This window comes from Pedobacter psychrodurus, assembly GCF_004331735.1.
Taxonomy (GTDB): Bacteria; Bacteroidota; Bacteroidia; order Sphingobacteriales; family Sphingobacteriaceae; genus Pedobacter; species Pedobacter psychrodurus.
Genome location: NZ_SJSO01000033.1, coordinates 14,929 through 37,862, shown reverse-complemented (window position 1 = coordinate 37,862; position 22,934 = coordinate 14,929). Strand labels below are relative to the sequence as shown.

Here is a 22,934-nt window from a genome sequence, read left to right as displayed (position 1 = left end):
ACCCGATTTTGTCTATAATCATACTTTAAACAGTTTAAACCTATTTTTTATGTAAAGCGTACAAAAAGTGCTTAAATTTTGATTTTAGGCACATTTAACTAAATTTGGAATATACCAAATCCAAGTTTATGTATCAATTAACAGTACCTGCAGATCGCGTTAACGAATCGTTAAGTAAGCACATTTTGGCCGATGGTTTCGACCTGACTTATGATATGGAAAAGAGTCATGGTGCTTATATTTACGATGCTAAATACAACAGAACTTTACTCGATTTTTTCACTTGTTTTGCTTCCGTTCCTTTGGGTTATAACCACCCTAAAATGATCGATGATGAAGCGTTTAAAAAAAATCTTCTCCTCGCTGCTTTAGCCAATCCATCGAACTCTGATGTTTACACCCAACAGTATGCTCAGTTTGTTGAAACATTTTCTAAAGTTGGTATTCCCGATTATCTGCCACATGCTTTTTTTATTGCCGGTGGTGGCTTAGCGGTAGAAAATGCAATTAAGGTAGCCATGGACTGGAAAGTTCAGAAAAACTTTGCAAAAGGATATACTGAAGAAAAAGGCTTTAAAGTTTTACACTTCGAAAGGGCTTTTCATGGCAGAACGGGTTACACTTTAAGCTTAACCAATACCCTGCCCGATAAAACCAAGTGGTTTGCTAAGTTCGATTGGCCAAGGGTTGCTGTTCCAGAAGTTAAATTTCCACTTTCTGGACATAATTTAAGTCATGCTGTTCAAACCGAAGAAACATCTTTAGCTCAGATCAAAAAAGCTTTTGTTGATCACAAAGATGATATCTGTGCCATAATTGTAGAGCCAATCCAATCTGAAGGTGGAGATAATCACCTACGGGAAGAGTTTTTGATTCAACTTAAGGCTTTGGCTGATGAAAATGATGCCTTCTTAATTTATGATGAAGTGCAAACTGGTGTTGGTTTAACGGGTAAATTCTGGTGCCACCAGCATTTTAGCGAAAAAGCGAGACCTGATATTTTGGCTTTTGGAAAAAAAATGCAGGTTTGTGGCATCCTGGTTGGCCATAAAGTAGATGAGGTTGAAACCAATGTATTTAAAGTGCCAAGCCGGATTAACTCAACATGGGGCGGTAATCTCGTGGATATGGTCCGTTCAACGCAGATCTTACAAATTGTAAAGGAAGATCAGCTATGTGAAAATGCGGCAAATGTTGGTGCTTACTTGAGAGATAACTTAGAAAGCTTATCGCATAAATTTGATCAAATGACAAATGTCCGAGGAAGAGGCTTGTTGTGTTCTTTTGATTTCCCTACAAAAGAAATGCGTAATGCATTTATTGGAAAAGGATTGGAAAACAATGTGATGTTTTTGGGCTGTGGTGAGAAAACCATACGTTTTCGTCCGGCACTTTGCATCGAACAAAAACATATTGACGAAGGCTTGACGGTTATAAATAAAATATTGCCTTTATTGTAGGCATGAATAGAAAATCATTAGTTTATTTCTTTGTTGCGGGGATTTTAGTATTGATTTTTTTTATGGTTAAAGATATTTTTGATCAGCCTGGGATTGCGGATATGAAAGCTGGTTTTAAAGAAATTGTCAAGTATAGGAATGCAAATAACACTGGCCCTGTACAACGGATTTATGTAGTAACGGTTAAAGATTCTGTATGGAAAGAAATGGAAGATTATGGCAATTTAATGCCCCATACCAAATACGGCAATACAAAAGTTTACTTTTTCATGCAAAGCGAAAATATTCCAAAAAAATTGCAACCAGGAGAAATAAATTTTGATCTAAAGTTTAACAAATCCTGCATTGCGTTGTACGAAAAAAGTGCTATGAGTCAGGTAGCATTTAATAAACATCCGTATTAAACAGAGGGTAAAATTCCAGAAGTTGATTGCCTAAAAGATATAATTCTTATTGATTTGAAAATGAAGGTTTCTGTGCATTTGGCAACTACAGTTCCGCTTTTGTTTCTGCCGATGAAGAATCGGCATCTATGCCAATCGGGTTTAGGCACAAAGTTGGTGTCCAGAACACAAACCGCTGTTAAATAAACCTGACAGCAGCGAGCATCCCGATTTTTCATCGGGATAAAGCGAATGGCAGGACTACAACAGCCAAGAAATACTGACATTCATTTCCAAAAAAAGAAGAAAAACCTTGCCTTTACTTTCTACTAATTAGCCATTCCAGCCCTACTGTAAACTCACGAAGTTTCCCCAGCGCATTAGCCCTTTTAAACTTCGTGAGTTTCTCCTTCCCTAAACAAAAGCCGAAAATCCCGTTATGGCCCGTCCAACAATCAGCGTATTAATTTCTTTTGTACCCTCATACGAATAAATCGCCTCTGCATCTGCCACGAATCGTGCTACGTTATATTCGAGCAAAATACCATTTCCACCCATCACTTCTCTTGCTCTGCTTACCACATCACGCGTTCTTAACGAACAGAATACTTTGGCTAACGAGGCATGTTCATCTTTTAATAACCCCTGATCCTGCAGTTGTGACAAGCGAAAACAGAGCGTTTGCATTGCCGTTAAATTCGACAACATTTCTACCAGATGGTTTTGGATCAATTGAAAAGAAGCTATAGGTTTGCCAAACTGTTCTCGGGTCCTCGTATAATCCAATGCATTTTCGTAAGCGCCCCGAGCGCAACCTACAGCCTGCCAGGCAACCCCTGCCCTTGTCATTTGTAGCACCTTAGCAGTATCTTTAAAAGAGTTTGCATTTTGCAAGCGATCGACTTCTTCAACCTCGCAATTGGTTAAAGTGATAATGCCATTCTGCACAATCCGCAATGCCATTTTATCCTGCATTTTTTCTACGGCAAAACCAGGATTATCTTTTTTCACAATAAACCCCTTCACTTCTCCACTTTCCTCATCTCTTGCCCAAATAATTAAGATATCGGCGAAGGTGGCATTACCGATCCATTTTTTCTGACCATTTAACACCCATTTGCCATCTATTTTTTTGCAGGTTGTAGTTAGTCCTCCAGCAGCAGCCGAGCCCACTTCAGGTTCAGTTAGTCCAAATGCACCGATAATTTTAAATTGCTGCATCAGTGGCAACCACTGTTGTTTCTGTTCTTCTGAGCCACATAAATAGATTGATCCCATGGCCAAACCGCTTTGTACACCAAAAAAAGTAGAAATCGAGGTATCAATCCGCGCCATTTCCATCGCTAAAATTCCTTCCATCAAATTCGATTTCCCCGGGCAGCCATAACCTTTATAGGTTAAGCCACAAATATTAAGTTCTGCAAGTTTTGGGATAATTTCGAAAGGGAATTCGGCTTTGTTCCAGTAATGATTAACAATGGGCTTTACTTCCTTTTCTAAAAACGCACGTACTTTTAACTGAAGCGCACGGTCTTCATCTTTTAGGGCTTCATCACCTAAATGGTAGAAATCGCCTTCAATTGGTGGTAATTCTTTCTTTTTGCCCGATCCACCCATCATTTTCATCATCCCCTGGATTTGTTTATCATCCAGATTAGATATGGTTTCGACCATTTTGGGTAAATCGACTTTTTTCGATAAAGCTTCTAACTTATCGAAATCTACATGTTTGAAAAGATTGTACGCGTTTTTGAGAGAAGAGAATATATTCGCCATTATTATTCGTTTTGAGAATAACAAATAAGCAGCGGTTTTGTTGGCGGTGGGTTCTGTCATTCTGAGCGTAGCGAAGAATCCACAGCCAAAAAAGAACAAAATGATAATTGTGCAGCAAATCAAGTAAGTACTTTTCAATTTGGAGATTCTTCGCTGCGCTCAGAATGACAATTCCCCTATCTCAAATCAAATAAATTATCAACACCCAACAATTTTCGCGAAGTAAAGCCTTCGCCAAAAGTTGCGCCAATGCTTTTACCGAATTCTCTCGAACGGCCAATCACACTTTCGAAAAACTCCGGCGAAGAAATATAAGTTTGCAATCCATCCACATCAGGATTATAAAATTGTGTTTTAAAAGCCTTAATAGATTCTATTTTCTTATCCATGTGATCAGATATATCTACAATAATATCAGGCTTTAAATATCGATCCTGAATGTATTGCAATAACAATCTCGGGCGATGTGCTTCTTGCGTAATACCATCAATTGAGGTTTCTATTTTTGGTAAGCCTGATAAAAAAACCGAATCGTAAACCAGGTCGCCAGCCCTTCCATGATCAGGATGACGGTCTTCTAAAGCATTACTTAAAATAATTTCGGGTTGATATTTCCTAATGGCTTTAATCACTTCCAATCGATGAAACTCATCATTCTGAAAAAAGCCATCCCTCAATCTTAAATTTTCACGCGCATGTAAACCCAAAATTTTAGCGGAGGCTGCCGCTTCCTCATCTCTTGTTTCTGCTGTACCTCGTGTGCCCAGTTCGCCTCTGGTTAAATCTACAATTCCAACTTTTTTACCAAGGGCAATATGTTTTAAAATAGTACCTGAACAGCAAAGCTCTGCATCATCAGGGTGCACGGCTATCACTAAAATATCTAACTTCATGATGTAATTATTGGGCATTTTGGTTCAGCAGTTGCTGAATTTTCTTTTTAATTTTCGAACTCAATGGCTTGGTGAACGGTAAAAAATAATCTTCAAGCTCGCCATTTTTGTTCACGATGTATTTATGAAAGTTCCAACGGGGTTTCGAACTTAATTTTGTGTTTTGCTTTTTCTCGCTCAGGAATTGATAAAGCGGATGAGCATGCGCTCCTCGAACCATAATCTTATCAAAAACCGGAAATTTTACACCATGGTTAATCTCGCAAAAAGAGGAGATGTCAGAACCGTTTAATGGTTCCTGTTTTCCAAAATCGTTTGTGGGAAAGCCCAGGATTTCAAAATCAGGACTATTAATTTCATCTTTAAGCTGCTGCAGTTCCTTTAATTGTGGTGTAAAACCACACGCTGATGCAGTATTTACAATTAAAACAACTTTATTGCGGTAGGCTGATAATGGCTGCTCTTCGCCGTTGATTTTTTTAACCTTAAACGAGTAAATATTCGGAATGCGTTCCTGCATTATATGTTATTGATAAAATCCTGAAGTGCGGATAATGGATTCAATATCCCTATCCTCATTCGGATTGTAAGTGCTTTTTAAATTATGTCCTACCACACGAGCAACAATCTGATAAGAAAATGCAGCAAAACCGCCTTTGGTCTGCTTTACAATATCGTATGTTGTTCTACCCACTTCACGGTCGATCAGTTTCGTTAAAATCTGACCTTGAGTAATCGTCAAATCCTTTATTTCGCGGTTAAACATGTCTTTAATTTCTTTATCACATTGTTTAACCAGTTGTTTCTGTTCCTTTTTCTCAGGTGTTCGGGCAATATCTTGTTCCAGTTGTTCGTACCTACGTTTAGCAAATAATGCATAGGGCATTACTTTTAATACATTATACCTTAAGCGATTATATGCAGCTCTTTCTGCCGGCGATTTCCAGATTCTTAGTGCATAAATGGATACATCGTTAAGTTGCATCCACGGAATCATTACACCATTATCGTTTGTTGAGGCTACTCTTATTGTATCGCTTTTACCCAATTTTGGGAATATTGGTGCTGCAGGATCCTGAGCCCATAGCGAAATGCTACAAATCATTACAATACAAAGAAAAAAGAGCCCTTTAATTTTCATAAATTTATACTTTTACAAAGTTAGGTGTTATTTCATATATTAGGTGTTTCACAAAACTAATATAAGTTTTATTCATAAATAAGACGCAATTTTTACGCAAAAAATACAAATGAAAACAGAGTTAGTGATTGATTTAGAGGCGGAAAAGCAAGAGATTCTAAAAAGATATAGGGCATTATTACGGGCAAGCAAATCTACTTTACAGAAGGGCGATAAAAAAGAAATCAGGAAAGCTTTTGATATGGCATTGGAGAGCCATAAAGATATGCGGCGTAAATCTGGCGAACCTTATATCTACCACCCTATTGCGGTGGCGCAGATTGCTGCTGAAGAAATTGGCCTGGGTACAACCTCTATTGTTTGCGCTTTATTGCATGATGTGGTAGAAGACACCGACATCACTTTAGAAGATATTGAGCGCGAATTTGGCAAGAAAACCGCTAAAATTATCGATGGTTTAACTAAAATATCTGGCGTTTTCGATACCAATAGCTCTTTACAGGCCGAGAATTTCCGTAAAATGCTGCTAACCCTGGCAGATGATGTGAGGGTAATCCTCATCAAACTTGCCGATCGTTTGCATAATATGCGTACAATGGACTTTATGCCGCGTCACAAACAGCTTAAAATCGCTTCAGAAACCATTTATCTATATGCGCCATTAGCCCATCGGTTGGGTTTGTATGCCATAAAATCGGAGTTGGAAGATCTTTCGATGAAATATCTTGACCCCGACACTTACAAATTTATCGCAAAAAAATTAAACGAGAAAAAAACAGAACGTGCGCTTTTCATCAAAAAATTTGTGGAGCCTATTGACGAAATCGTCCATGAACAGGGTTTAGTAGCCGATGTGTATGGCAGGCCGAAATCAATCCACTCCATCTGGAACAAGATGAAAAAGAAAAACATTCCTTTCGAAGAGGTTTATGATCTTTTTGCCATTCGGATTATTTTGGATTCGGCGCCCGAAAATGAAAAGGCAGATTGTTGGAAAGCTTATTCTATTGTAACCGATTTGTATCGCCCTAATCCAGACCGCTTACGCGATTGGGTTTCCTCACCAAAAGGAAATGGCTACGAAAGTTTACATACTACGGTAATGGGTCCACGGGGACAATGGGTTGAGGTACAGATCCGTACACAGCGCATGAATGAAATTGCAGAGAAAGGTTTTGCTGCACACTGGAAATACAAAGAATCGAGTAACGATAATGGATTAGATCAATGGATCCAGAAAGTTCGCGAAATGTTGAGTAACCCTGAGGCGAATGCTTTAGATTTTCTGGATGATTTCAAAATGAACCTTTTCTCGGATGAGATTTTTATTTTCACGCCAAAAGGTGCTTTGATCCAGTTGCCTTTAGGTGCTACGGCATTAGATTTTGCTTTCGAGATCCATACCGATGTGGGTGCCACCTGTATCGGCGCTAAAGTGAACCACAAACTGGTTCCGATCTCTTACAAACTGCAAAATGGCGATCAGGTAGAGATTATCACCTCGAGCAAGCAAACCCCTAAAGAAGATTGGCTAAACGTGGTGGTTACTGCTAAAGCCAAATCGAAAATTAAATCATCTTTAAAGGAAGAAAAGCGGAAAATTGCCGAAAATGGCAAAGAAATCTTAGAAAGGAAGCTGAAATCGTTAAAAATCACCTACAATACTGATAATTTACAAAAGCTAAGTTATTTCTTTAAACTGCCTTCTACACAAGAACTATTCGTTAATGTTGCCCTGGGAAAAATCGAACTGAAAGATATAAAAGAATATCTATCGAGCGAGAAAGAAGTCGAAAACCGTGGTCCGGAACGTCCTGAAAACTTATCAGTTGATGGAGTTAAAAGTAAAATTAAAGGTGGAGAATCTGATATTTTACTCATTGGTGAAGATATGCAGCGCATTGATTATACATTGGCTGCCTGTTGTAACCCAATTCCTGGAGATGATGTTTTTGGTTTTATTACCGTGAGCGAAGGCATTAAAATACACCGTACCAACTGCCCTAATGCCGCACAACTGATGGCCAATTATGGTTATCGAGTGGTAAAAGCCAAATGGAACAAACAACAGGAATTAACTTTCTTAACTGGCCTACGCATTGTAGGTATTGATGATGTTGGCTTGATCAATAACATTACCAGGGTTATTTCGACCGACTTTAAAGTAAATATGAGATCAATTACCGTCGATACTAATGAAGGGATTTTTGATGGTTCAATCATGATTTTCGTAAACGATACTGAACACCTGGAAAACCTGATTAGAAATTTATTAAAAGTTAGAGGGGTTACCGGAGTAACGAGATTTGATGCCTAAGGCAGTCAGAAAGTCCGAAGGCCGATGTCGGAAGTCAGGATTTTGAGGCCTAAGTTGCAAGTTATTTGCAATTTAAACTTCTGCCTCCCGACCCCAAACCTCCGACTAATTACAAATCTGTGTAATCATTTGATCGGTGTAATCATTTTTTAAAACAATTTACCTACCTTTGAATGGAGTTTAAAAACTATGTCTGAACAAAAAACAAATGAGCTCGTTCGCAAGATTTTTGAGGCTTATTTAGAAAACAAAAATCTACGTAAAACACCAGAGCGTTTCGCTATATTGGAAGAAATATATTCAAGAAATGATCACTTTGATGTAGAAACCCTTTATATCCACATGAAAAACCAAAAGTACCGCGTAAGTCGTGCTACGGTTTATAACACATTGGAGTTATTGGTTTCATGCGATTTAGTTACCAAGCACCAGTTTGGTAAAAACATGGCACAATTCGAAAAATCTTATGGTTACCGCCAACACGATCACGTAATTTGTATCGAATGTGGTAAAGTAGTAGAATTCTGCGATCCTCGAATACACCAAATCCAAACCATGGTTGGTGATCTTTTAAAATTTGATGTTAAACACCATTCATTAAATCTTTATGGCTTCTGCTCTGATTGCAGTATGGCCAGAAAAGTAAGCGAAAGTGCAGCGACAGCCGAAAAAATCAAACAAAATTAAATCATAATACAAATAAAACCAGCTTAATTTATTAAATAATGACGCAAGTAGATGTACTTCTCGGCCTGCAATGGGGTGATGAAGGAAAGGGAAAAATCGTTGATGTACTAAGTCCAAAATATGATCTTATTGCCCGTTTTCAGGGTGGCCCAAATGCCGGACATACTTTAGAGTTTGATGGCAAAAAATTCGTTTTAAATACAATCCCTTCAGGAATTTTTAACGAAAAAACCATGAACCTTATTGGTAATGGTGTAGTAATCGACCCTATTATCCTAAAAAGAGAGTTAGATAATTTAAAAAAAGCTGGTCATGATCCTGTTGCCGATGGCAAATTGGTGATTGCCCGTAAAGCGCACTTAATTTTACCAACCCACCAATTATTGGATGCTGCTAACGAAGCACGCATGGGTAAAAATAAAATTGGATCAACCTTAAAAGGTATTGGTCCAACTTATATGGATAAAACTGGCCGTAATGGTTTGCGTGTTGGCGATACTACGCTACCTGATTTTAAAGAGCGTTACGCTAAATTGGTAGAGAAACACACTGAAATCCTTTCTCATTACGAAGGTTTCGAATATGAATTGGCCGAAAAAGAAGCATCATTCTTTGAAGCAATCGAATTCTTAAAAACCATTCCTCACGTAGATAGCGAACATTATGTGAATGGCTTCTTAAAAGAAGGAAAAGCGGTTTTAGCAGAAGGTGCACAAGGAACTTTATTAGATGTAGATTTCGGTTCATACCCTTTTGTAACTTCTAGTAATACAACAACAGCAGGTGCCTGCACTGGTTTAGGTATTGCGCCTAATAAAGTAGGTGCTGTTTATGGTATCTTTAAAGCGTATTGCACGCGTGTTGGTGGCGGTCCTTTTCCTACTGAATTAGATAACGAGGTTGGCGAAAATTTACGCGCTTTAGGTCACGAGTTTGGCGCAACTACAGGCCGTGCCCGTCGTTGTGGTTGGATTGATCTTCCTGCATTAAAATATGCCATCATGTTAAACGGTGTAACTGAGTTAATTATGATGAAAGCTGATGTTTTGGATACTTTTGATACCATTTATGCTTGTACGCATTACGAATATAATGGTGAAACGATTGATTACATGCCATATGATATCATTTCTATCGAACCAAAACCTGTATTGAAAGCAATTGACGGTTGGGCTACTGATGTAACTAAAATTACTTCTGTAGATCAAATTCCAGCTAAATTGAATGATTATATTGCGTTCTTAGAAAAAGAACTAGAAGTGCCAATTAAATTCCTTTCAGTAGGACCAGATAGAGCACAAACTTTAGCTTTACGTTAAAAATATTCAATTCCGTCACCTAGAAATAAATTCACGGTGACGACCGATAATGTAAAAGCAATCCATAACCGGGTTGCTTTTTTTGTTTTTAGTTAATTATTATTAAAAAATCGTCATCTCGACTGCAGCACAGCGAAATGGTGAGATCTATCGAAACAGATTTCTCCACTACGGTCGAAATGACGTTACTCCTCTAGTACCAATCACAGTTACAAACAGGGATTATAATTTACGCTTTCCTCTTCAATCCACTAACCAAAATAAATTGGAGAAAACATATTTTGCCCCATTTGGTATTATAAAATTATCAGGTATAGAAACCACTATCTCTTTTGGGACTTCACTTTTAATATCACTCCTCATAATACAAACACCTCTATCAAAAGGAATGCTTTTCTCTGAATCACAATCAGCAAATACATAAAGTGTGTCTCCTGTTAAATCTTCTCTACACATATATAAGTTTGCTAATTGTTTATTTGCTCCACACTTTTCTGTGTTTGGAAAGTATGCTATAATATCTACTATGGCACAAGAATCATCTGTCATATCTATATCCATTTTTACTTTTGCTTTTTGGAGTTCGTACAAGTAAATTTTCCTTTGCCCAACCCTCGAGCACCCCAATATTAATAAAACGATACAGAGGAAAAATAGATCCTTTACTTTCATAACTTAATTATTATTCAAGATAAAAATTAATTTCTTACAATTATCAACGCTATTTCTACCTTTGCCGCAGCTTGAAAAACCTACAAAACATATCTAATTTTAAACAAAAAGCGTTGCATTGGGCCAACCAGTTTGAAGTTTGTTGCTTTTTAGATTCAAATAACTACAGAGATGCCTACTCGGCTTACGATTTCATTATCGCGGCCGATGCACATCATGAACTAAAATGTGCGGCAGGTAATGCTTTCGATCAACTAAAAAGCTTTTACTCATTTCATAAACAGTGGATTTTTGGCTTTTTCAGCTACGATTTAAAAAACGAAATAGAAGACCTCCATTCTAATAATTCGGATCATTTAAATTTCCCAGATTTGTACTTTTTTGTTCCAAAATACTTAATTGCCTTTAAAAATGGCAATGCCGAGGTTCTGATTGGCCCTGAATCAATTTTAGCAGAGATAGATTCCTTTCAGTTTAAACCAGAAATCCAATCTAAAAAAGTAACGATAGCGCAACGGTTGTTGAGAGATGAATATGTTCAAAAAGTAGAAGCCTTAAAAGATCATATTATTCGTGGCGATATCTATGAAGTTAATTTCTGTCACGAGTTTTTTGCCGAAAATATAAAAATAGATCCCGTTCAAACTTTCGAGGCGCTAAATCAAGTTTCGCCCACCCCATTTGCCGGTTATTTTAAAGTTCACGATAAATATATTTTATCTGCAACCCCAGAAAGGTTCCTTTGCAAGCGAGGATCAAAATTGACCTCACAACCCATTAAAGGCACTGCTAAAAGAAGTGCTGATCTGGCAGAAGATGAAGCCATAAAGCTGCGGCTAAGAAACGATATTAAAGAGCAGGCTGAAAATGTAATGATAGTCGATTTGGTGCGCCACGATCTCACTAAATCGGCAGTTAAGGGTTCTGTTACCGTTAATGAATTATTCGGCATCTACAGCTTCCCACAGGTCCATCAGATGATCTCTACCATTAGCTGTGAATTAAATCCAGAGATCCACTTTATTGATGCCATAAAAAATGCCTTCCCGATGGGATCTATGACTGGTGCACCGAAGGTTAAAGCCATGAAATTGATTGAAGAATACGAAGTTACCAAAAGAGGTATTTATTCTGGCTCTTTTGGCTGCATTAGCCCTGATGGAGATTTCGATTTTAATGTGGTTATCCGAAGCATCTTATACCATGCTAAATCCAAATATTTATCGTTTCAGGTTGGAGGTGCTATTACTTACCAAAGTGATGCCGCACTAGAATATGAAGAATGCTTGTTAAAGGCCAGTGCGATTTTGAAAGTGTTGGGTAATTGATTAGTTCATTTGTCATTTGTTTGTTCATAACATAGTTTGTCATTCTTATCCGATAGCTATCGGATGCAGTGAAGAATCTTTAAAACAAGTATTTTCTAGCCATATTTTCCTAGTGATAGCGTCTCGCTACGACTTAATCAATATCCCTAAACTTTAATTCAAATAAAAAAGTCTTAGCGAGACGCTAAGACCAAATAGTATTTTCAAACAAAAAAGGTGGAAAATTCTGCATCATGCAAAAACCTTCCACCTTAAACCTTAAGCCCTATACCTTATTTTTTATAATACTGCTGTGCCTCAGGTAAATATTTTTGGATCTGTGCAATACGTGTAGCATCGCTTGGGTGGGTACTTAAAAACTCGGCTGGTTTTTGGGCTCCTGCAGATGCCGACGACATCCTGTTCCAGAAACTGGTAGCATTTTGTGGATTGTACCCAGCCATTGCCATAAAAATCAACCCTAAACGATCGGCCTCTAATTCTTGGTTGCGACTGAATTTTAACATTGCCACTGGCGTACCAACACCATAAAGGGTATTAAAAATAGATTGTGTTTTTGGATTTTTAGATAATGCAACACCTGCTGCTGCACCAATACCCTGGGCAACCATTTCTTGCGACATCCGTTCTGCGGAGTGACCAGCAATGGCATGGGCAATCTCATGCCCCATTACTGTGGCTAAACCAGCGTCATCTTGGGTAACAGGCAAAATACCCGTATAAACCACAATCTTCCCCCCTGGCATGCACCAAGCATTTTTCTCATTGTTCTGTACTACATTAACTTCCCACTGGTAATCTGCAATTAGATTACCATAGTTATTGCTGTTCATATATGATTTTACTGCCGTAATTAATCTACTACCAACAGTTTTAACTTTCAAAGCCTGCGCATTCGACGCGGGTAAAACTGTCGTTTTATTCTCCGTTAAAAAAGTGCTGTAAGCTTGAAATGCCATCGGCAAAACCTGGTCATTACTCACTAAATCAAATCGACTACGACCTGTTAAAGGAACAGTAGAACAGGAGTTAAATAATAATATTCCAGCAACACTTGCTGTTAAAAATAACTTTTTCATAAATGCGATTTTAAATGTTTAGTAAATAGTGATAAGCAAGGTCGAAGATTAAACAGCAAGCCTACAAATAAGTTTTAATGAAATGTGTTTTGTTAAATTAATTAGTTTTCTTCCTAAACAAATACACTTTAGATTCTTTGCCTTTCAGCAATCTTTCGAGATTCTTTTGATGTGTAACTAAAATCAAAATACAAACCACCATGCCATAAAGCACTTCAGATTTAATGGAAACCTGAAACAAGAAGACCACACTTAGCGGAAAAGTAAATCCCGCACAAATGGAACTTAATGAAACATATTTAGTTAACAATAATACCACCACAAAAACCAGAACACAAAGCATAGATGCTTCGAAGTTAACTGCCAAAATCATTCCAAAAAGTGTGGCAACGCCTTTTCCACCTCTAAAACCGGCAAAAACAGGAAATAAATGTCCCATTACTGCAGTTACACCGAGTGCAAGTTGATAATTAACAAAAACAACTGAATTTTGTGGCCCGGTTACCGACATGCCGATCAAATAGGCTAGATTGGTTGCCGTATAACCTTTAGCAATATCGATGATCATTACTGCAATTCCGGCTTTTTTACCCAGCACCCTGAAGGTATTGGTTGCACCAGCGTTACCACTTCCGTACTCCCTTACATCAACACCATAAAAGGCCTGACCAAGCCATACAGCTGTTGGTATAGATCCAAAAAGGTAGGCAATTAATAACGCGCTGAGAGAATAAACCGTAACCATAGCCTACAATGATACAAAAAATAAGCTTTTAATTTTATAGCAAATCACTTTAGTATGCTTTTAAACTCATATCCAGGCTTTTCACTGAGTGTGTAAGTGCCCCCATCGAAATAAAATCTACTCCACAAGCTGCATATTCTGCAACATTTTCCTCTGTAATTCCTCCAGAAGCCTCTGTGATAAATTTACCGTCGATTAATTTAACCGCTGCCCTTAAGTTTTCGAAACTAAAATTATCAAGCATAATACGGTCTACACCGCCAATAGCCAAAACTTGAGATAACTCTTCCAAATTCCGGACCTCGATTTCGATCTGAAGTGATTTATTTTGATCAATCAAGTATTTTTTAGCGGCTGTAATGGCATTTGAAATCCCTCCTGCATAATCTACATGATTGTCTTTAATCAAGATCATATCATACAATCCAATCCGGTGATTTACGCCCCGACCAATCCTTACTGCCCACTTTTCTAAATAACGTAAACCAGGGGTAGTTTTGCGGGTATCTAAAATCTTGGTTTTAGTTGTTTTCAATAAAGAAACAATACGATGGGTTTTAGTAGCAATGCCACTCATGCGCTGCATACAGTTTAAAACCAAACGTTCTGCAATTAAAATGGAATGTGTGCTACCTGAAACGGTTAATGCAATATCGCCAACCTTTACTTCGGCACCATCCTGCAACAAAACATCAACTTTCAGTTCGGCATCAACCTCCTTAAAAATTTCAAGAGCCAGTTCAATCCCGGCTAAAACACCATCTTCTTTGATAATTAACTTTGCTTTCCCCTGTGTTCCAGAAGGAATCGTTGAAAGTGAGGTATGATCGCCATCGCCAACATCTTCGGTAAGGGCATTTTTTATGAATTGATGTATAAGTTGAATATCCAAAATGTAGATTTTATGCCGCAAAAATAAGAATTATTTGTTAGCAGACAATTTACTGACGGGTTAAAGTGATTTGTTAAATCAGCGATTTAATTTGGCATGCGGTTAGAAACATCGAAAATCTGCTTTCGCTTTTCCCCAAGCTGATTTTTATTTACCTTAATCCTTTGCAGGCTCAATCCTTAATTCGGTAATAGAAAAGCTGGTATTGAATTTTTTCATGGTGATAGAAACCCTGAAGGTTTCTTTGGCGGTACCTAAAATAATTACACCAAAACGATAATTTGGATTTGTATTAATTTTATGAAAAATACTAGTTTTTACTGGAGGATGTTTTACAAAAAAATCTCTTAAAATCTGTTCACCCTGTGCTTTTGAGTATACATCTTCTTCATCAACAATAATAAGTTCGATAGTTGAGGCGAAACTTTTAGCTATTTCTTTTGAGTTGCCAGCCTTAAAATACGAGGATAAATCATCAATAATATCTGCCTGAAGAGCTGTAGGGTGATATAATGACGACAAACTAATAATGAGTAAAAATAAGCTCCGGATCATTTCTGTATTTTATACAGAACCCTATAGCTAAAATTATGCCATTAGCGTATCAAAAAAAGGATTTCTTCGTTTGTATAAGCCTCAATAAAGTTATATTTGCGATATAAACAAAACACTAAAACATGTTATACATGAAAATGTTTTAGTTTGGATCAATAAAATTTTACAATAAAAATGGTAAACGATAAAAAACTCGCACTTATAATTTTAGATGGTTGGGGCTACGGAAAACAAGATAATTCTGATGCTGCATATGCCGCCAACACTCCTTTTTTCGATTCTTTACTACAGAAATACCCAAATTCTAAACTTGAAGCATCAGGTGAAGCAGTAGGCTTACCAGCCGGGCAGATGGGAAACTCAGAAGTTGGGCACATGAACTTAGGTGCAGGTCGGGTAGTTTACCAAGAGCTTGGACGAATTAACAAATCAATTACCGATAGAGAATTGCACAGCAACCCGGTTTTGGTAAGTGCATTCGATTATGCTAAACAGCATAACAAAGCGGTTCACTTCATCGGTCTGGTTTCAAACGGTGGTGTGCATGCCCATATCGAACATTTAAAAGCTTTATGCGATGCCTCCAACGAAGCTAACGTTCCAAATACGTTTGTTCATGCTTTTTTAGATGGTCGCGATACTGATCCAAATTCTGGCTTGGGCTTTATTACTGATCTGGAAAACCATATCCAAAATACCAATGCTAAATTGGCTACTATGATTGGCCGTTATTATGCAATGGACCGCGATAACCGTTGGGAGCGCGTTAAACAAGCTTATGATGTAATGGTAAATGGTATTGGCGAAAAAACCCAGGATGCTTTGGCAGCGATTAAAAAATCGTATGCTGATGGTGTTACCGACGAATTTTTAAAGCCAATTGTATTAACACAGCCAAATGGTGCTCCAGTTGCAACCATTCAAAACGATGATGTGGTGATCTGTTTTAATTTCCGTACGGATAGAGGTCGTGAAATCACAGCTGCATTAACGCAAAAAGATTTCCCAGAGCAGCAGATGCATAAACTGCCCTTGTATTATGTTACCATGACTACTTACGATGAGAGCTTTGAAAAAGTAAATGTAATTTTCACCAAAGATGATTTAACCCAAACCATTGGTGAGGTATTGGCCAATAATAATAAAAACCAGATCCGCATTGCTGAGACCGAAAAATACCCTCACGTAACCTTCTTCTTCTCTGGCGGAAGGGAGGCTGAATTTCAAAACGAAAAACGACTTTTAATTCCTTCACCGAAAGTAGCTACGTACGATCTTCAACCAGAAATGAGTGCCGCAGGAATTACCGATGCCATTACCAAAGAAATGGAAACAGGATGGGCCGATTTTATTTGCTTAAACTTTGCCAATCCAGATATGGTTGGCCACACAGGAGTTTTTGAGGCTGTGGTAAAAGCAGTTGAAACTGCAGATAAATGTGCAGAAACTGTGGTAAACAAAGGTTTGGAACATGGTTATTCGTTTATTCTTTTGGCCGATCATGGAAATTCCGAATTTATGGTAAACGGTGATGGATCTGCCAATACTGCGCATACAACCAATCTGGTTCCTTGTATTTTAATCGATAAGGATTATAAAACCATTGCAAATGGCAAATTAGGTGACATTGCCCCTACTGTTTTAAAAATACTAGGTGTGGCTATTCCAGAAGAAATGACAGGAAATGTTTTAGTATAATGATTAAAAAACTTTATATCCTGGTATTTGCTTTGGCATTATTTTCCTGCAATCAGCGAAAAGAAGCTGAAGCAAATACTGATTTACTGTATTTTGATATAAAAGGATATTTTGGAAAAGAAATTTCACGTTTAAAAAGGCTAAACCCTATTGTAAATAAAACCGTTAGTGTAAATGGGGCCGCCGAAAACAAAATAGCTAAAATTGCTAACTGGACAAAAGAATTAGCCATTTTCGTTAATGCTGATATCAATAAAACATCTTGGAAAGGGAGTTTTAAAGCAAAAGAACAAGATGGAGTAGATATTTATACTTCTGATAATAAAAAAATCTCTATTAAGAAGGTTTCTATAACCTGGAACGGCCAGAAAGCAGGTAAAATAGAGATCATTATTGATAACAAAAATATCTTATACCAATCTCAAGATACCTTAATCTACTGCCCAGATAGCCTATATGCGATCAAAAAACAACAGAAAATTAGATTGCTAAAGGAAAAGAAATATTCAGTTATTGGAAGGCTGAAATAAAAAAAATGGGACTCGAAAATATTCAAGTCCCATTTTTCTTTAAAGGCTGTATTTTATTTTAGGCTCGCAATCTGCGCTTTATCGTAGGTTACCCAATCGATAATATCTTTTCTTAATGGCTGCAAGGTTAATACCTTCTGAAAATCAGCGATAGAGTTATTAAACAAAGCTACACAAGCCACTTTATCTTCTTTTTTCTTCGCTTTAAAAGATTTGAAAATTGCATAATCTTTGTAAGCTAAGCCACGGTTCTGAAACATCTGGGCATCTTCATCTCCACTAATTTCAATGGCTTTTGTAAAATCTTTGAGAGATGCCAAATAAAAGTTCTCGCGCATGGTATTTAACGATTCTTTAGGATCGTTAGCGATTTTTAACCTTGCTATACCGCGATAATAATAAGCAGAAACCTCAGTAGGTTTGATGTTTAATAATCGGCTGTAAATTGCAATACATTTCTCGTATTCGCGATTTTGGAAATAAGAATATCCCAGCATCTGGAGCACATTTGCATTATCAGGCGTTTTAGTATCAGCTTTTTCTAATTGTATAGCGGCAGTTTTATAATCACCTTTCATCATAGCTTGCATGCTTCTTTCATAATTGCTTTGCGCGAAACTACTAGTTGATGTAAAAATAATTAATCCTAAAATCGCCTTTTTAAAATAGTTCATGTATGAGTAATAAGTTTAACAAATTAACGCCTAACCAAATTTATAGGAGAAATTTTTTGCAATATAATCCTATTCTGATAATTTAAAAGTTTTTAATTTTCTTTCATTCAAAACCAAATGTTCTAAACATTAGCTTAAACGCTAAAATATGCTTTATATGATATTGGCGAAAATATTTATATTACTCTGCCTTTTTAACATAAGATTAATATTATTTTCACTTTGGCACAAGAGTTGAATTTATTAAGTTAACACCAAAATTAAACAAAGTGAATACGATTAAACTGCCAGTTTGTCGTTAGCGGAAAATGTGATAATGAGTAAACAAGATATATTTGATTTCCATACAGCAATGCCAATCATAAACGAGGATACCGAATTTTTTCCCTTAATGTCTCAACAAGACGAAGAGGAAATGAACAATGAGGAAACGCCCGAAACGTTGGCCATATTGCCTTTGCGAAACACAGTTTTATTTCCAGGAGTAGTTATTCCTATTACGGTTGGAAGAGATAAATCGATTAAATTAATTAAGGAAGCTTATAAAGGAAATAAGATTATTGGGGTAGTTTCTCAAAAAGATGTTTCCATTGAAGACCCTACTTTTGAGCAACTTAACACAGTTGGTACTGTTGCAAACATCATTAAGCTGTTACAGATGCCTGATGGAAATACTACGGTAATTATCCAGGGTAAACAACGTTTCAGCTTAATTGAAGAGGTGCAGAACGAACCTTATATTAAAGCAGTTGTTAAAAAATTCGAAGAACAAAAGCACAAGGCAGATAAAGAGTTTAAAACATTAATCGCTTCTATCCGCGAAATGTCTGCACAGATTATCCAGCTGTCACCAAATATTCCAAGCGAAGCCAGTATTGCACTTAAAAACATCGAGAGCAATTCATTTTTGATCAATTTCATTTCATCAAACATGAATGCCGAAATGGCCGATAAGCAAAAAATCCTCGAAATGGATAAATTGCAGGAAAGGGCACAAAAGGTAATGGAACTTTTAATGATTGAATTGCAGATGCTGGAGCTGAGAAATCAGATCCAATCGAAAGTACGTACCGATTTAGATAAACAGCAACGCGATTATTTTTTAAATCAACAGCTAAAAACCATTCAGGAAGAATTGGGAGGCAACTCTGCCGATCTAGAATTTGATGCTTTACAAGAAAAGGCTAAAAAGAAAAAATGGACCAAAGCAGTTGCCGAACATTTTGATAAGGAGTTAGATAAGTTGGGCAGAATGAACCCTGCAGCTCCCGATTACTCGGTTCAGTTAAATTATTTAGAACTCCTTTTGGATTTACCCTGGAGTGAGTTTACGAAAGATAATTTCGACCTAAAAAGAGCACAACGTATCTTAGATAAAGATCACTTTGGCTTAGAAAAAGTTAAGCAGCGCATTATAGAATACTTAGCAGTATTAAAATTAAAGCGCAATATGAAAGCGCCGATTTTATGTTTGGTTGGCCCTCCGGGAGTTGGTAAAACATCTTTAGGAAAATCTATTGCGAAAGCATTAGGCCGTAAGTATGTACGTATGGCTTTAGGCGGTATCCGTGATGAAGCAGAAATTCGTGGTCACCGTAAAACTTACATAGGTGCAATGCCAGGCCGTATTATCTCTTCTATTAAAAAAGCGGGAGCAGATAATCCCGTTTTCGTTTTGGATGAGATTGATAAAGTAGGAACAGACCACCGTGGCGATCCATCATCAGCCTTACTTGAAGTATTAGATCCTGAGCAGAACAATGCATTCTACGATCACTATGTTGAAGTGGATTACGATTTATCTAATATCTTGTTTATTGCAACAGCGAACTCTTTAAGCACTATACAACCTGCGTTGTTAGATCGTATGGAGATTATTGAGGTAAATGGCTATACCATTGAAGAGAAAATAGAAATTGCTAAAAAATATCTGTTGCCTAAACAGAAAGAAAATCATGGTTTACAAACTAAGGATATTAACCTAAAAACTCCGCTGATCGAAAAAGTGATTGAAGATTATACCAGAGAATCTGGTGTGCGGGGTTTGGAGAAAAAAATAGGTTCTTTAGTACGTGGTGTGGCCACCAAAATTGCAATGGAAGAAACCTACGATGCAAATTTAAGCAACGAAGATGTAGAACGTATTTTAGGTGCCCCAATTTATGATAAAGATTTATACGAAGGCAATGAAGTGGCTGGAGTAGTAACGGGTTTGGCCTGGACAAGTGTTGGGGGAGATATTTTATTTATCGAATCGAGCCTAAGTCCCGGAAAGGGTAAACTCACTTTAACGGGTAACCTTGGCGATGTGATGAAAGAATCGGCGGTTATTGCGCTAGCCTATTTACGCGCGCACGCAGCAGAATTTGATATAGATTACACTTTATTTGATAACTGGGATGTGCATGTTCACGTGCCTGCAGGTGCTACACCAAAAGACGGACCTTCTGCTGGGGTAACAATGCTTACCGCCCTAACGTCGGCATTTACACAACGTAAAGTAAAGCAGCATTTAGCCATGACTGGTGAGATTACCTTACGCGGAAAAGTACTTCCTGTTGGTGGGATTAAAGAAAAAATTCTTGCAGCAAAAAGGGCAAATATTAAAGAAATTATCCTTTGCAAAAGCAACCGTAAAGATATTTTAGAGATTAAAGAAAGTTACATCAAGGATTTAAAATTCCATTATGTAACCGAAATGAGCGAAGTAATTGAATTGGCCTTAACTAAGAATAAGGTAAAAAAACCTTTAGATTTAAGTGTTAAAATTGCTCCGATTGTAAACTAATTGCTAATTCTTTTGGATTAACAATTAAAAATCCAATTACAATAAATACTTTTATAGCCTAGGTAAATTGCCTGGGCTTTTTTATGAGATCATTTTTATTCACCATAGTTTTTTGTTTGGTTGTTTCAGCCAGTTTCGCTCAATCTTTTAAAAACGAATTCGGTTTTAAAACCGAAAACGATGCTTATTTGGCTACTTTAAACGATCGGTATTATACTAACGGATTATTTATTTACTTCCGCCACACCATTAATACTGAAAAGCTATCTGATAAAATAGAGAAAAAGACCTATGAAATTTCTGCCGGACAGAGAATGTACACGCCTTATTGGGGCCAGGTTCCGAATAAAGAAGACCAGGATAGACCTTTTGCTGGTTATCTGTATACTGGAGGAGCATATTCTGTTTTCTATAAAAATGAAAGTGTTTTAAAAACCAGCGTAGAATTGGGAACAGTTGGCCCAAACTCACTTGCGCAAACAGCACAACGTTTTTTACATAAAACAGTAGGTTTTTATACGCCTGCAGGCTGGGATTACCAGATTAAAAATGAACTGGCCGTAAACCTTGCCGCAAATTATAGCAAGTTGCTTCTTAGACCTGAAGATCCTATTGTGGATATTAGTGCGCAGGGTTATGCCAATTTAGGAACAACTTTTTCGGGTTTGGGTGCATCGGTGCTTTTTAGGGCCGGTAAACTAAATCAATTGTTCAACACTGCTTATCACAACGCAGTGATCGGTAATTCGAAAACAAAAAGCTTAAACAACTCTGAATTTTTCTTTTATGTAAAACCACAACTAAACTTTGTTGCCTACGATGCCACTATACAGGGAAGTCTTTTTAATGATAACAGTCCATTAACTTTTGGGGTAAAACCGATTGTTTTTGAACAACAGTTTGGTGTAAATTATAGTTCAAAAAGATTTACAGCAGATTTTAACATCATTTTTAAAACTAAAGAAGTTAAAAGTGTGGCTAAAGCACAAAATTATGGCGGTTTGAGTTTGTATTATAGGTTTGGTAAAAGTTAGGTTAATTAATAATTTGTGGAGTATGAAAAAAATAATCTTTTTTATCATTTTGTTCTTCATTACTGGTGCAGTTATCTACAATCTATATCCTGAAAAGAAATTACCAACTAATGCCGAAATCGATTATATCATTGTTAAAAAATCAAATCGGCAATTACTAGCTTATTCAAAGCAGATATTGATTAAAACTTATCAGATTTCGTTGGGCGACAGCCCAGTTGGCCATAAAGAATTTGAAGGTGATGAGAAAACGCCCGAGGGAGTTTATATCATCAATGCGAAAAACCCACATAGTGGGTACCATAAAAACCTTGGAGTATCTTACCCAAATGAAAAAGATATTGCCAAAGCTAAAACACTCAACAAATTACCAGGTGGTGATATTAAAATACATGGAGTTAGAAATAAACTAGGTTTTATTGGCAAGTTTCAACGACTTTTCGATTGGACAAACGGCTGTATGGCGTTAACCAATAACGAAGTAGACGAATTGTATTATGCTGTAAACATTGGAACTAAAATAGAAATCAGACCGTAGACTTAATCAATTGATGGTCTTTTGCGACTCTCCTTTTTATCTGAATTTACAGCTTTATTCTTCAATCTTTTTTGAGTAACTCCTTTGGGGATTTTGGTTGCTTTTCTTTTCTTCTGAACCTGAAGCGATCGTTTTAACAATTCAATCAACTTAGCAACTGTTTTTTCTTTATTCAGTAGCTGACTCCTATCCTCTTGCGAAACAATATGCAATAAACCATCGGTATCTAGGCGGTTTTCCAATCTGGATCTTAATAGTATCTTTTCATCTTCGTCGAAATAAGCTGCAGTTTCGAGGTCGAAAATCAATTCTACCTTACTCGAAACTTTATTTACATTTTGCCCACCTTTGCCTCCACTTCGGGAAGTTTTAAAGCTAACTGATCGTAAAATTTCATCTCTTGTAGGCAACATGCCGCAAAAGTA

22 protein-coding genes are annotated in these 22,934 nt (G+C 37.1%); 11 read left to right on the top strand and 11 right to left on the bottom strand.

The annotated features are described in order from the left end of the window. Window positions 1-128 precede the first annotated feature (128 nt). Together lat and EZ456_RS23700 are read left to right on the top strand one after the other, a co-directional pair. Window positions 129-1,460, top strand: a complete 1,332-nt coding sequence (gene lat / locus EZ456_RS23705) for an L-lysine 6-transaminase (RefSeq protein ID WP_131534497.1) — start codon at window positions 129-131, stop codon at window positions 1,458-1,460. A gap of 2 nt (window positions 1,461-1,462) precedes the next feature. Next, window positions 1,463-1,864 (top strand): hypothetical protein, encoded by a 402-nt coding sequence (locus EZ456_RS23700; RefSeq protein ID WP_131534494.1) that lies wholly within the window; start codon window positions 1,463-1,465, stop codon window positions 1,862-1,864. Between the two features lie 393 nt (window positions 1,865-2,257). Here the strand turns inward: EZ456_RS23700 and EZ456_RS23695 are convergent, their stop codons facing one another. The 4 genes from EZ456_RS23695 to EZ456_RS23680 form a co-directional block, all read right to left on the bottom strand. Then, window positions 2,258-3,619, bottom strand: a complete 1,362-nt coding sequence (locus tag EZ456_RS23695; RefSeq protein ID WP_131534492.1) for an acyl-CoA dehydrogenase family protein — start codon at window positions 3,617-3,619, stop codon at window positions 2,258-2,260. Between the two features lie 176 nt (window positions 3,620-3,795). After that, entirely contained in the window at window positions 3,796-4,512 is a 717-nt protein-coding gene (gene bshB1 / locus EZ456_RS23690; protein ID WP_131534490.1) for a bacillithiol biosynthesis deacetylase BshB1, read from the bottom strand. A 7-nt stretch (window positions 4,513-4,519) separates the two neighbouring features. Then, window positions 4,520-5,032 carry a glutathione peroxidase gene (locus EZ456_RS23685; protein WP_131534483.1) on the bottom strand — a complete coding sequence of 171 codons (513 nt, stop codon included), beginning with the start codon at window positions 5,030-5,032 and terminating at the stop codon, window positions 4,520-4,522. Between the two features lie 6 nt (window positions 5,033-5,038). Next, a complete protein-coding gene (locus EZ456_RS23680; RefSeq protein ID WP_131534482.1) occupies window positions 5,039-5,653 on the bottom strand; it encodes a DUF4294 domain-containing protein in 615 nt (204 codons plus the stop codon). Window positions 5,654-5,762: 109 nt separating this feature from the next. Between EZ456_RS23680 and EZ456_RS23675 the strand changes: the two genes are divergently transcribed. The 3 genes from EZ456_RS23675 (at window position 5,763) to EZ456_RS23665 (ending at window position 9,976) form a co-directional block, all read left to right on the top strand. Further along, entirely contained in the window at window positions 5,763-7,970 is a 2,208-nt protein-coding gene (locus EZ456_RS23675) for a RelA/SpoT family protein (RefSeq protein WP_131534481.1), read from the top strand. Between the two features lie 189 nt (window positions 7,971-8,159). After that, window positions 8,160-8,657 (top strand): Fur family transcriptional regulator, encoded by a 498-nt coding sequence (locus EZ456_RS23670; protein ID WP_131534479.1) that lies wholly within the window; start codon window positions 8,160-8,162, stop codon window positions 8,655-8,657. 38 nt (window positions 8,658-8,695) lie between these two features. After that, window positions 8,696-9,976 carry an adenylosuccinate synthase gene (locus tag EZ456_RS23665; RefSeq protein ID WP_131534477.1) on the top strand — a complete coding sequence of 427 codons (1,281 nt, stop codon included), beginning with the start codon at window positions 8,696-8,698 and terminating at the stop codon, window positions 9,974-9,976. 243 nt (window positions 9,977-10,219) lie between these two features. Here EZ456_RS23665 and EZ456_RS23660 read toward each other — a convergent pair whose 3' ends face one another. Then, entirely contained in the window at window positions 10,220-10,648 is a 429-nt protein-coding gene (locus tag EZ456_RS23660; RefSeq protein WP_131534475.1) for a hypothetical protein, read from the bottom strand. Window positions 10,649-10,719: 71 nt separating this feature from the next. Between EZ456_RS23660 and EZ456_RS23655 the strand changes: the two genes are divergently transcribed. Continuing rightward, window positions 10,720-11,976 carry an anthranilate synthase component I family protein gene (locus tag EZ456_RS23655; protein WP_131534473.1) on the top strand — a complete coding sequence of 419 codons (1,257 nt, stop codon included), beginning with the start codon at window positions 10,720-10,722 and terminating at the stop codon, window positions 11,974-11,976. 272 nt (window positions 11,977-12,248) lie between these two features. Here the strand turns inward: EZ456_RS23655 and EZ456_RS23650 are convergent, their stop codons facing one another. From EZ456_RS23650 to EZ456_RS23635, 4 genes are all read right to left on the bottom strand, one after another. Then, window positions 12,249-13,055: a M48 family metallopeptidase gene (locus tag EZ456_RS23650; protein ID WP_131534471.1), complete on the bottom strand. Its 807-nt coding sequence runs from the start codon at window positions 13,053-13,055 to the stop codon at window positions 12,249-12,251. A gap of 97 nt (window positions 13,056-13,152) precedes the next feature. Then, window positions 13,153-13,800, bottom strand: coding sequence for a glycerol-3-phosphate 1-O-acyltransferase PlsY (plsY, locus tag EZ456_RS23645; RefSeq protein ID WP_029279402.1), 648 nt, complete (start codon window positions 13,798-13,800; stop codon window positions 13,153-13,155). A 49-nt stretch (window positions 13,801-13,849) separates the two neighbouring features. Beyond that, complete coding sequence (gene nadC, locus EZ456_RS23640; RefSeq protein WP_131534469.1) at window positions 13,850-14,692, bottom strand: carboxylating nicotinate-nucleotide diphosphorylase; 843 nt, start codon at window positions 14,690-14,692, stop codon at window positions 13,850-13,852. Between the two features lie 156 nt (window positions 14,693-14,848). Next, window positions 14,849-15,214 (bottom strand): DUF4783 domain-containing protein, encoded by a 366-nt coding sequence (locus EZ456_RS23635; protein ID WP_225876611.1) that lies wholly within the window; start codon window positions 15,212-15,214, stop codon window positions 14,849-14,851. A gap of 207 nt (window positions 15,215-15,421) precedes the next feature. Between EZ456_RS23635 and gpmI the strand changes: the two genes are divergently transcribed. Next, window positions 15,422-16,945 (top strand): 2,3-bisphosphoglycerate-independent phosphoglycerate mutase, encoded by a 1,524-nt coding sequence (gene gpmI, locus EZ456_RS23630; RefSeq protein WP_131534467.1) that lies wholly within the window; start codon window positions 15,422-15,424, stop codon window positions 16,943-16,945. Further along, on the top strand, window positions 16,945-17,475 hold the full coding sequence (locus tag EZ456_RS23625) for a hypothetical protein (RefSeq protein ID WP_131534465.1): 531 nt from the start codon (window positions 16,945-16,947) through the stop codon (window positions 17,473-17,475). The genes gpmI and EZ456_RS23625 overlap by 1 nt, the downstream gene beginning before the upstream one ends. A 53-nt stretch (window positions 17,476-17,528) precedes the next feature. Here EZ456_RS23625 and EZ456_RS23620 read toward each other — a convergent pair whose 3' ends face one another. Further along, window positions 17,529-18,149 carry a tetratricopeptide repeat protein gene (locus tag EZ456_RS23620; protein WP_131534463.1) on the bottom strand — a complete coding sequence of 207 codons (621 nt, stop codon included), beginning with the start codon at window positions 18,147-18,149 and terminating at the stop codon, window positions 17,529-17,531. Window positions 18,150-18,465: 316 nt separating this feature from the next. On the opposite strand from EZ456_RS23620, the gene lon reads away from it, so the two are divergent. The 3 genes from lon to EZ456_RS23605 all read left to right on the top strand — a co-directional run bounded on the left by lon (window position 18,466) and on the right by EZ456_RS23605 (window position 22,509). Then, entirely contained in the window at window positions 18,466-20,937 is a 2,472-nt protein-coding gene (lon, locus tag EZ456_RS23615) for an endopeptidase La (protein ID WP_131534461.1), read from the top strand. 83 nt (window positions 20,938-21,020) lie between these two features. Then, window positions 21,021-21,971 carry a lipid A deacylase LpxR family protein gene (locus EZ456_RS23610; protein WP_131534459.1) on the top strand — a complete coding sequence of 317 codons (951 nt, stop codon included), beginning with the start codon at window positions 21,021-21,023 and terminating at the stop codon, window positions 21,969-21,971. 22 nt (window positions 21,972-21,993) lie between these two features. After that, window positions 21,994-22,509, top strand: coding sequence for a L,D-transpeptidase family protein (locus EZ456_RS23605; RefSeq protein WP_131534457.1), 516 nt, complete (start codon window positions 21,994-21,996; stop codon window positions 22,507-22,509). Between the two features lie 2 nt (window positions 22,510-22,511). Here EZ456_RS23605 and arfB read toward each other — a convergent pair whose 3' ends face one another. Next, complete coding sequence (gene arfB / locus EZ456_RS23600; RefSeq protein WP_131534455.1) at window positions 22,512-22,922, bottom strand: alternative ribosome rescue aminoacyl-tRNA hydrolase ArfB; 411 nt, start codon at window positions 22,920-22,922, stop codon at window positions 22,512-22,514. Between the last annotated feature and the right edge of the window lie 12 nt (window positions 22,923-22,934).

Bases quoted from the DNA above. Each gene is read 5' to 3' on its own strand.
- bshB1 (WP_131534490.1), bottom strand. From the start codon at position 4,512: ATGAAGTTAGATATTTTAGTGATAGCCGTGCACCCTGATGATGCAGAG.
- arfB (WP_131534455.1), bottom strand. From the start codon at position 22,922: ATGTTGCCTACAAGAGATGAAATTTTACGATCAGTTAGCTTTAAAACT.
- EZ456_RS23660 (WP_131534475.1), bottom strand. From the start codon at position 10,648: ATGAAAGTAAAGGATCTATTTTTCCTCTGTATCGTTTTATTAATATTG.
- EZ456_RS23610 (WP_131534459.1), top strand. From the start codon at position 21,021: ATGAGATCATTTTTATTCACCATAGTTTTTTGTTTGGTTGTTTCAGCC.
- EZ456_RS23605 (WP_131534457.1), top strand. From the start codon at position 21,994: ATGAAAAAAATAATCTTTTTTATCATTTTGTTCTTCATTACTGGTGCA.
- EZ456_RS23685 (WP_131534483.1), bottom strand. From the start codon at position 5,032: ATGCAGGAACGCATTCCGAATATTTACTCGTTTAAGGTTAAAAAAATC.
- EZ456_RS23670 (WP_131534479.1), top strand. From the start codon at position 8,160: ATGTCTGAACAAAAAACAAATGAGCTCGTTCGCAAGATTTTTGAGGCT.
- EZ456_RS23625 (WP_131534465.1), top strand. From the start codon at position 16,945: ATGATTAAAAAACTTTATATCCTGGTATTTGCTTTGGCATTATTTTCC.
- lon (WP_131534461.1), top strand. From the start codon at position 18,466: ATGAGTAAACAAGATATATTTGATTTCCATACAGCAATGCCAATCATA.
- EZ456_RS23650 (WP_131534471.1), bottom strand. From the start codon at position 13,055: ATGAAAAAGTTATTTTTAACAGCAAGTGTTGCTGGAATATTATTATTT.
- EZ456_RS23680 (WP_131534482.1), bottom strand. From the start codon at position 5,653: ATGAAAATTAAAGGGCTCTTTTTTCTTTGTATTGTAATGATTTGTAGC.
- EZ456_RS23700 (WP_131534494.1), top strand. From the start codon at position 1,463: ATGAATAGAAAATCATTAGTTTATTTCTTTGTTGCGGGGATTTTAGTA.
- plsY (WP_029279402.1), bottom strand. From the start codon at position 13,800: ATGGTTACGGTTTATTCTCTCAGCGCGTTATTAATTGCCTACCTTTTT.
- EZ456_RS23620 (WP_131534463.1), bottom strand. From the start codon at position 18,149: ATGAACTATTTTAAAAAGGCGATTTTAGGATTAATTATTTTTACATCA.
- lat (WP_131534497.1), top strand. From the start codon at position 129: ATGTATCAATTAACAGTACCTGCAGATCGCGTTAACGAATCGTTAAGT.
- EZ456_RS23695 (WP_131534492.1), bottom strand. From the start codon at position 3,619: ATGGCGAATATATTCTCTTCTCTCAAAAACGCGTACAATCTTTTCAAA.
- EZ456_RS23675 (WP_131534481.1), top strand. From the start codon at position 5,763: ATGAAAACAGAGTTAGTGATTGATTTAGAGGCGGAAAAGCAAGAGATT.
- EZ456_RS23665 (WP_131534477.1), top strand. From the start codon at position 8,696: ATGACGCAAGTAGATGTACTTCTCGGCCTGCAATGGGGTGATGAAGGA.
- gpmI (WP_131534467.1), top strand. From the start codon at position 15,422: ATGGTAAACGATAAAAAACTCGCACTTATAATTTTAGATGGTTGGGGC.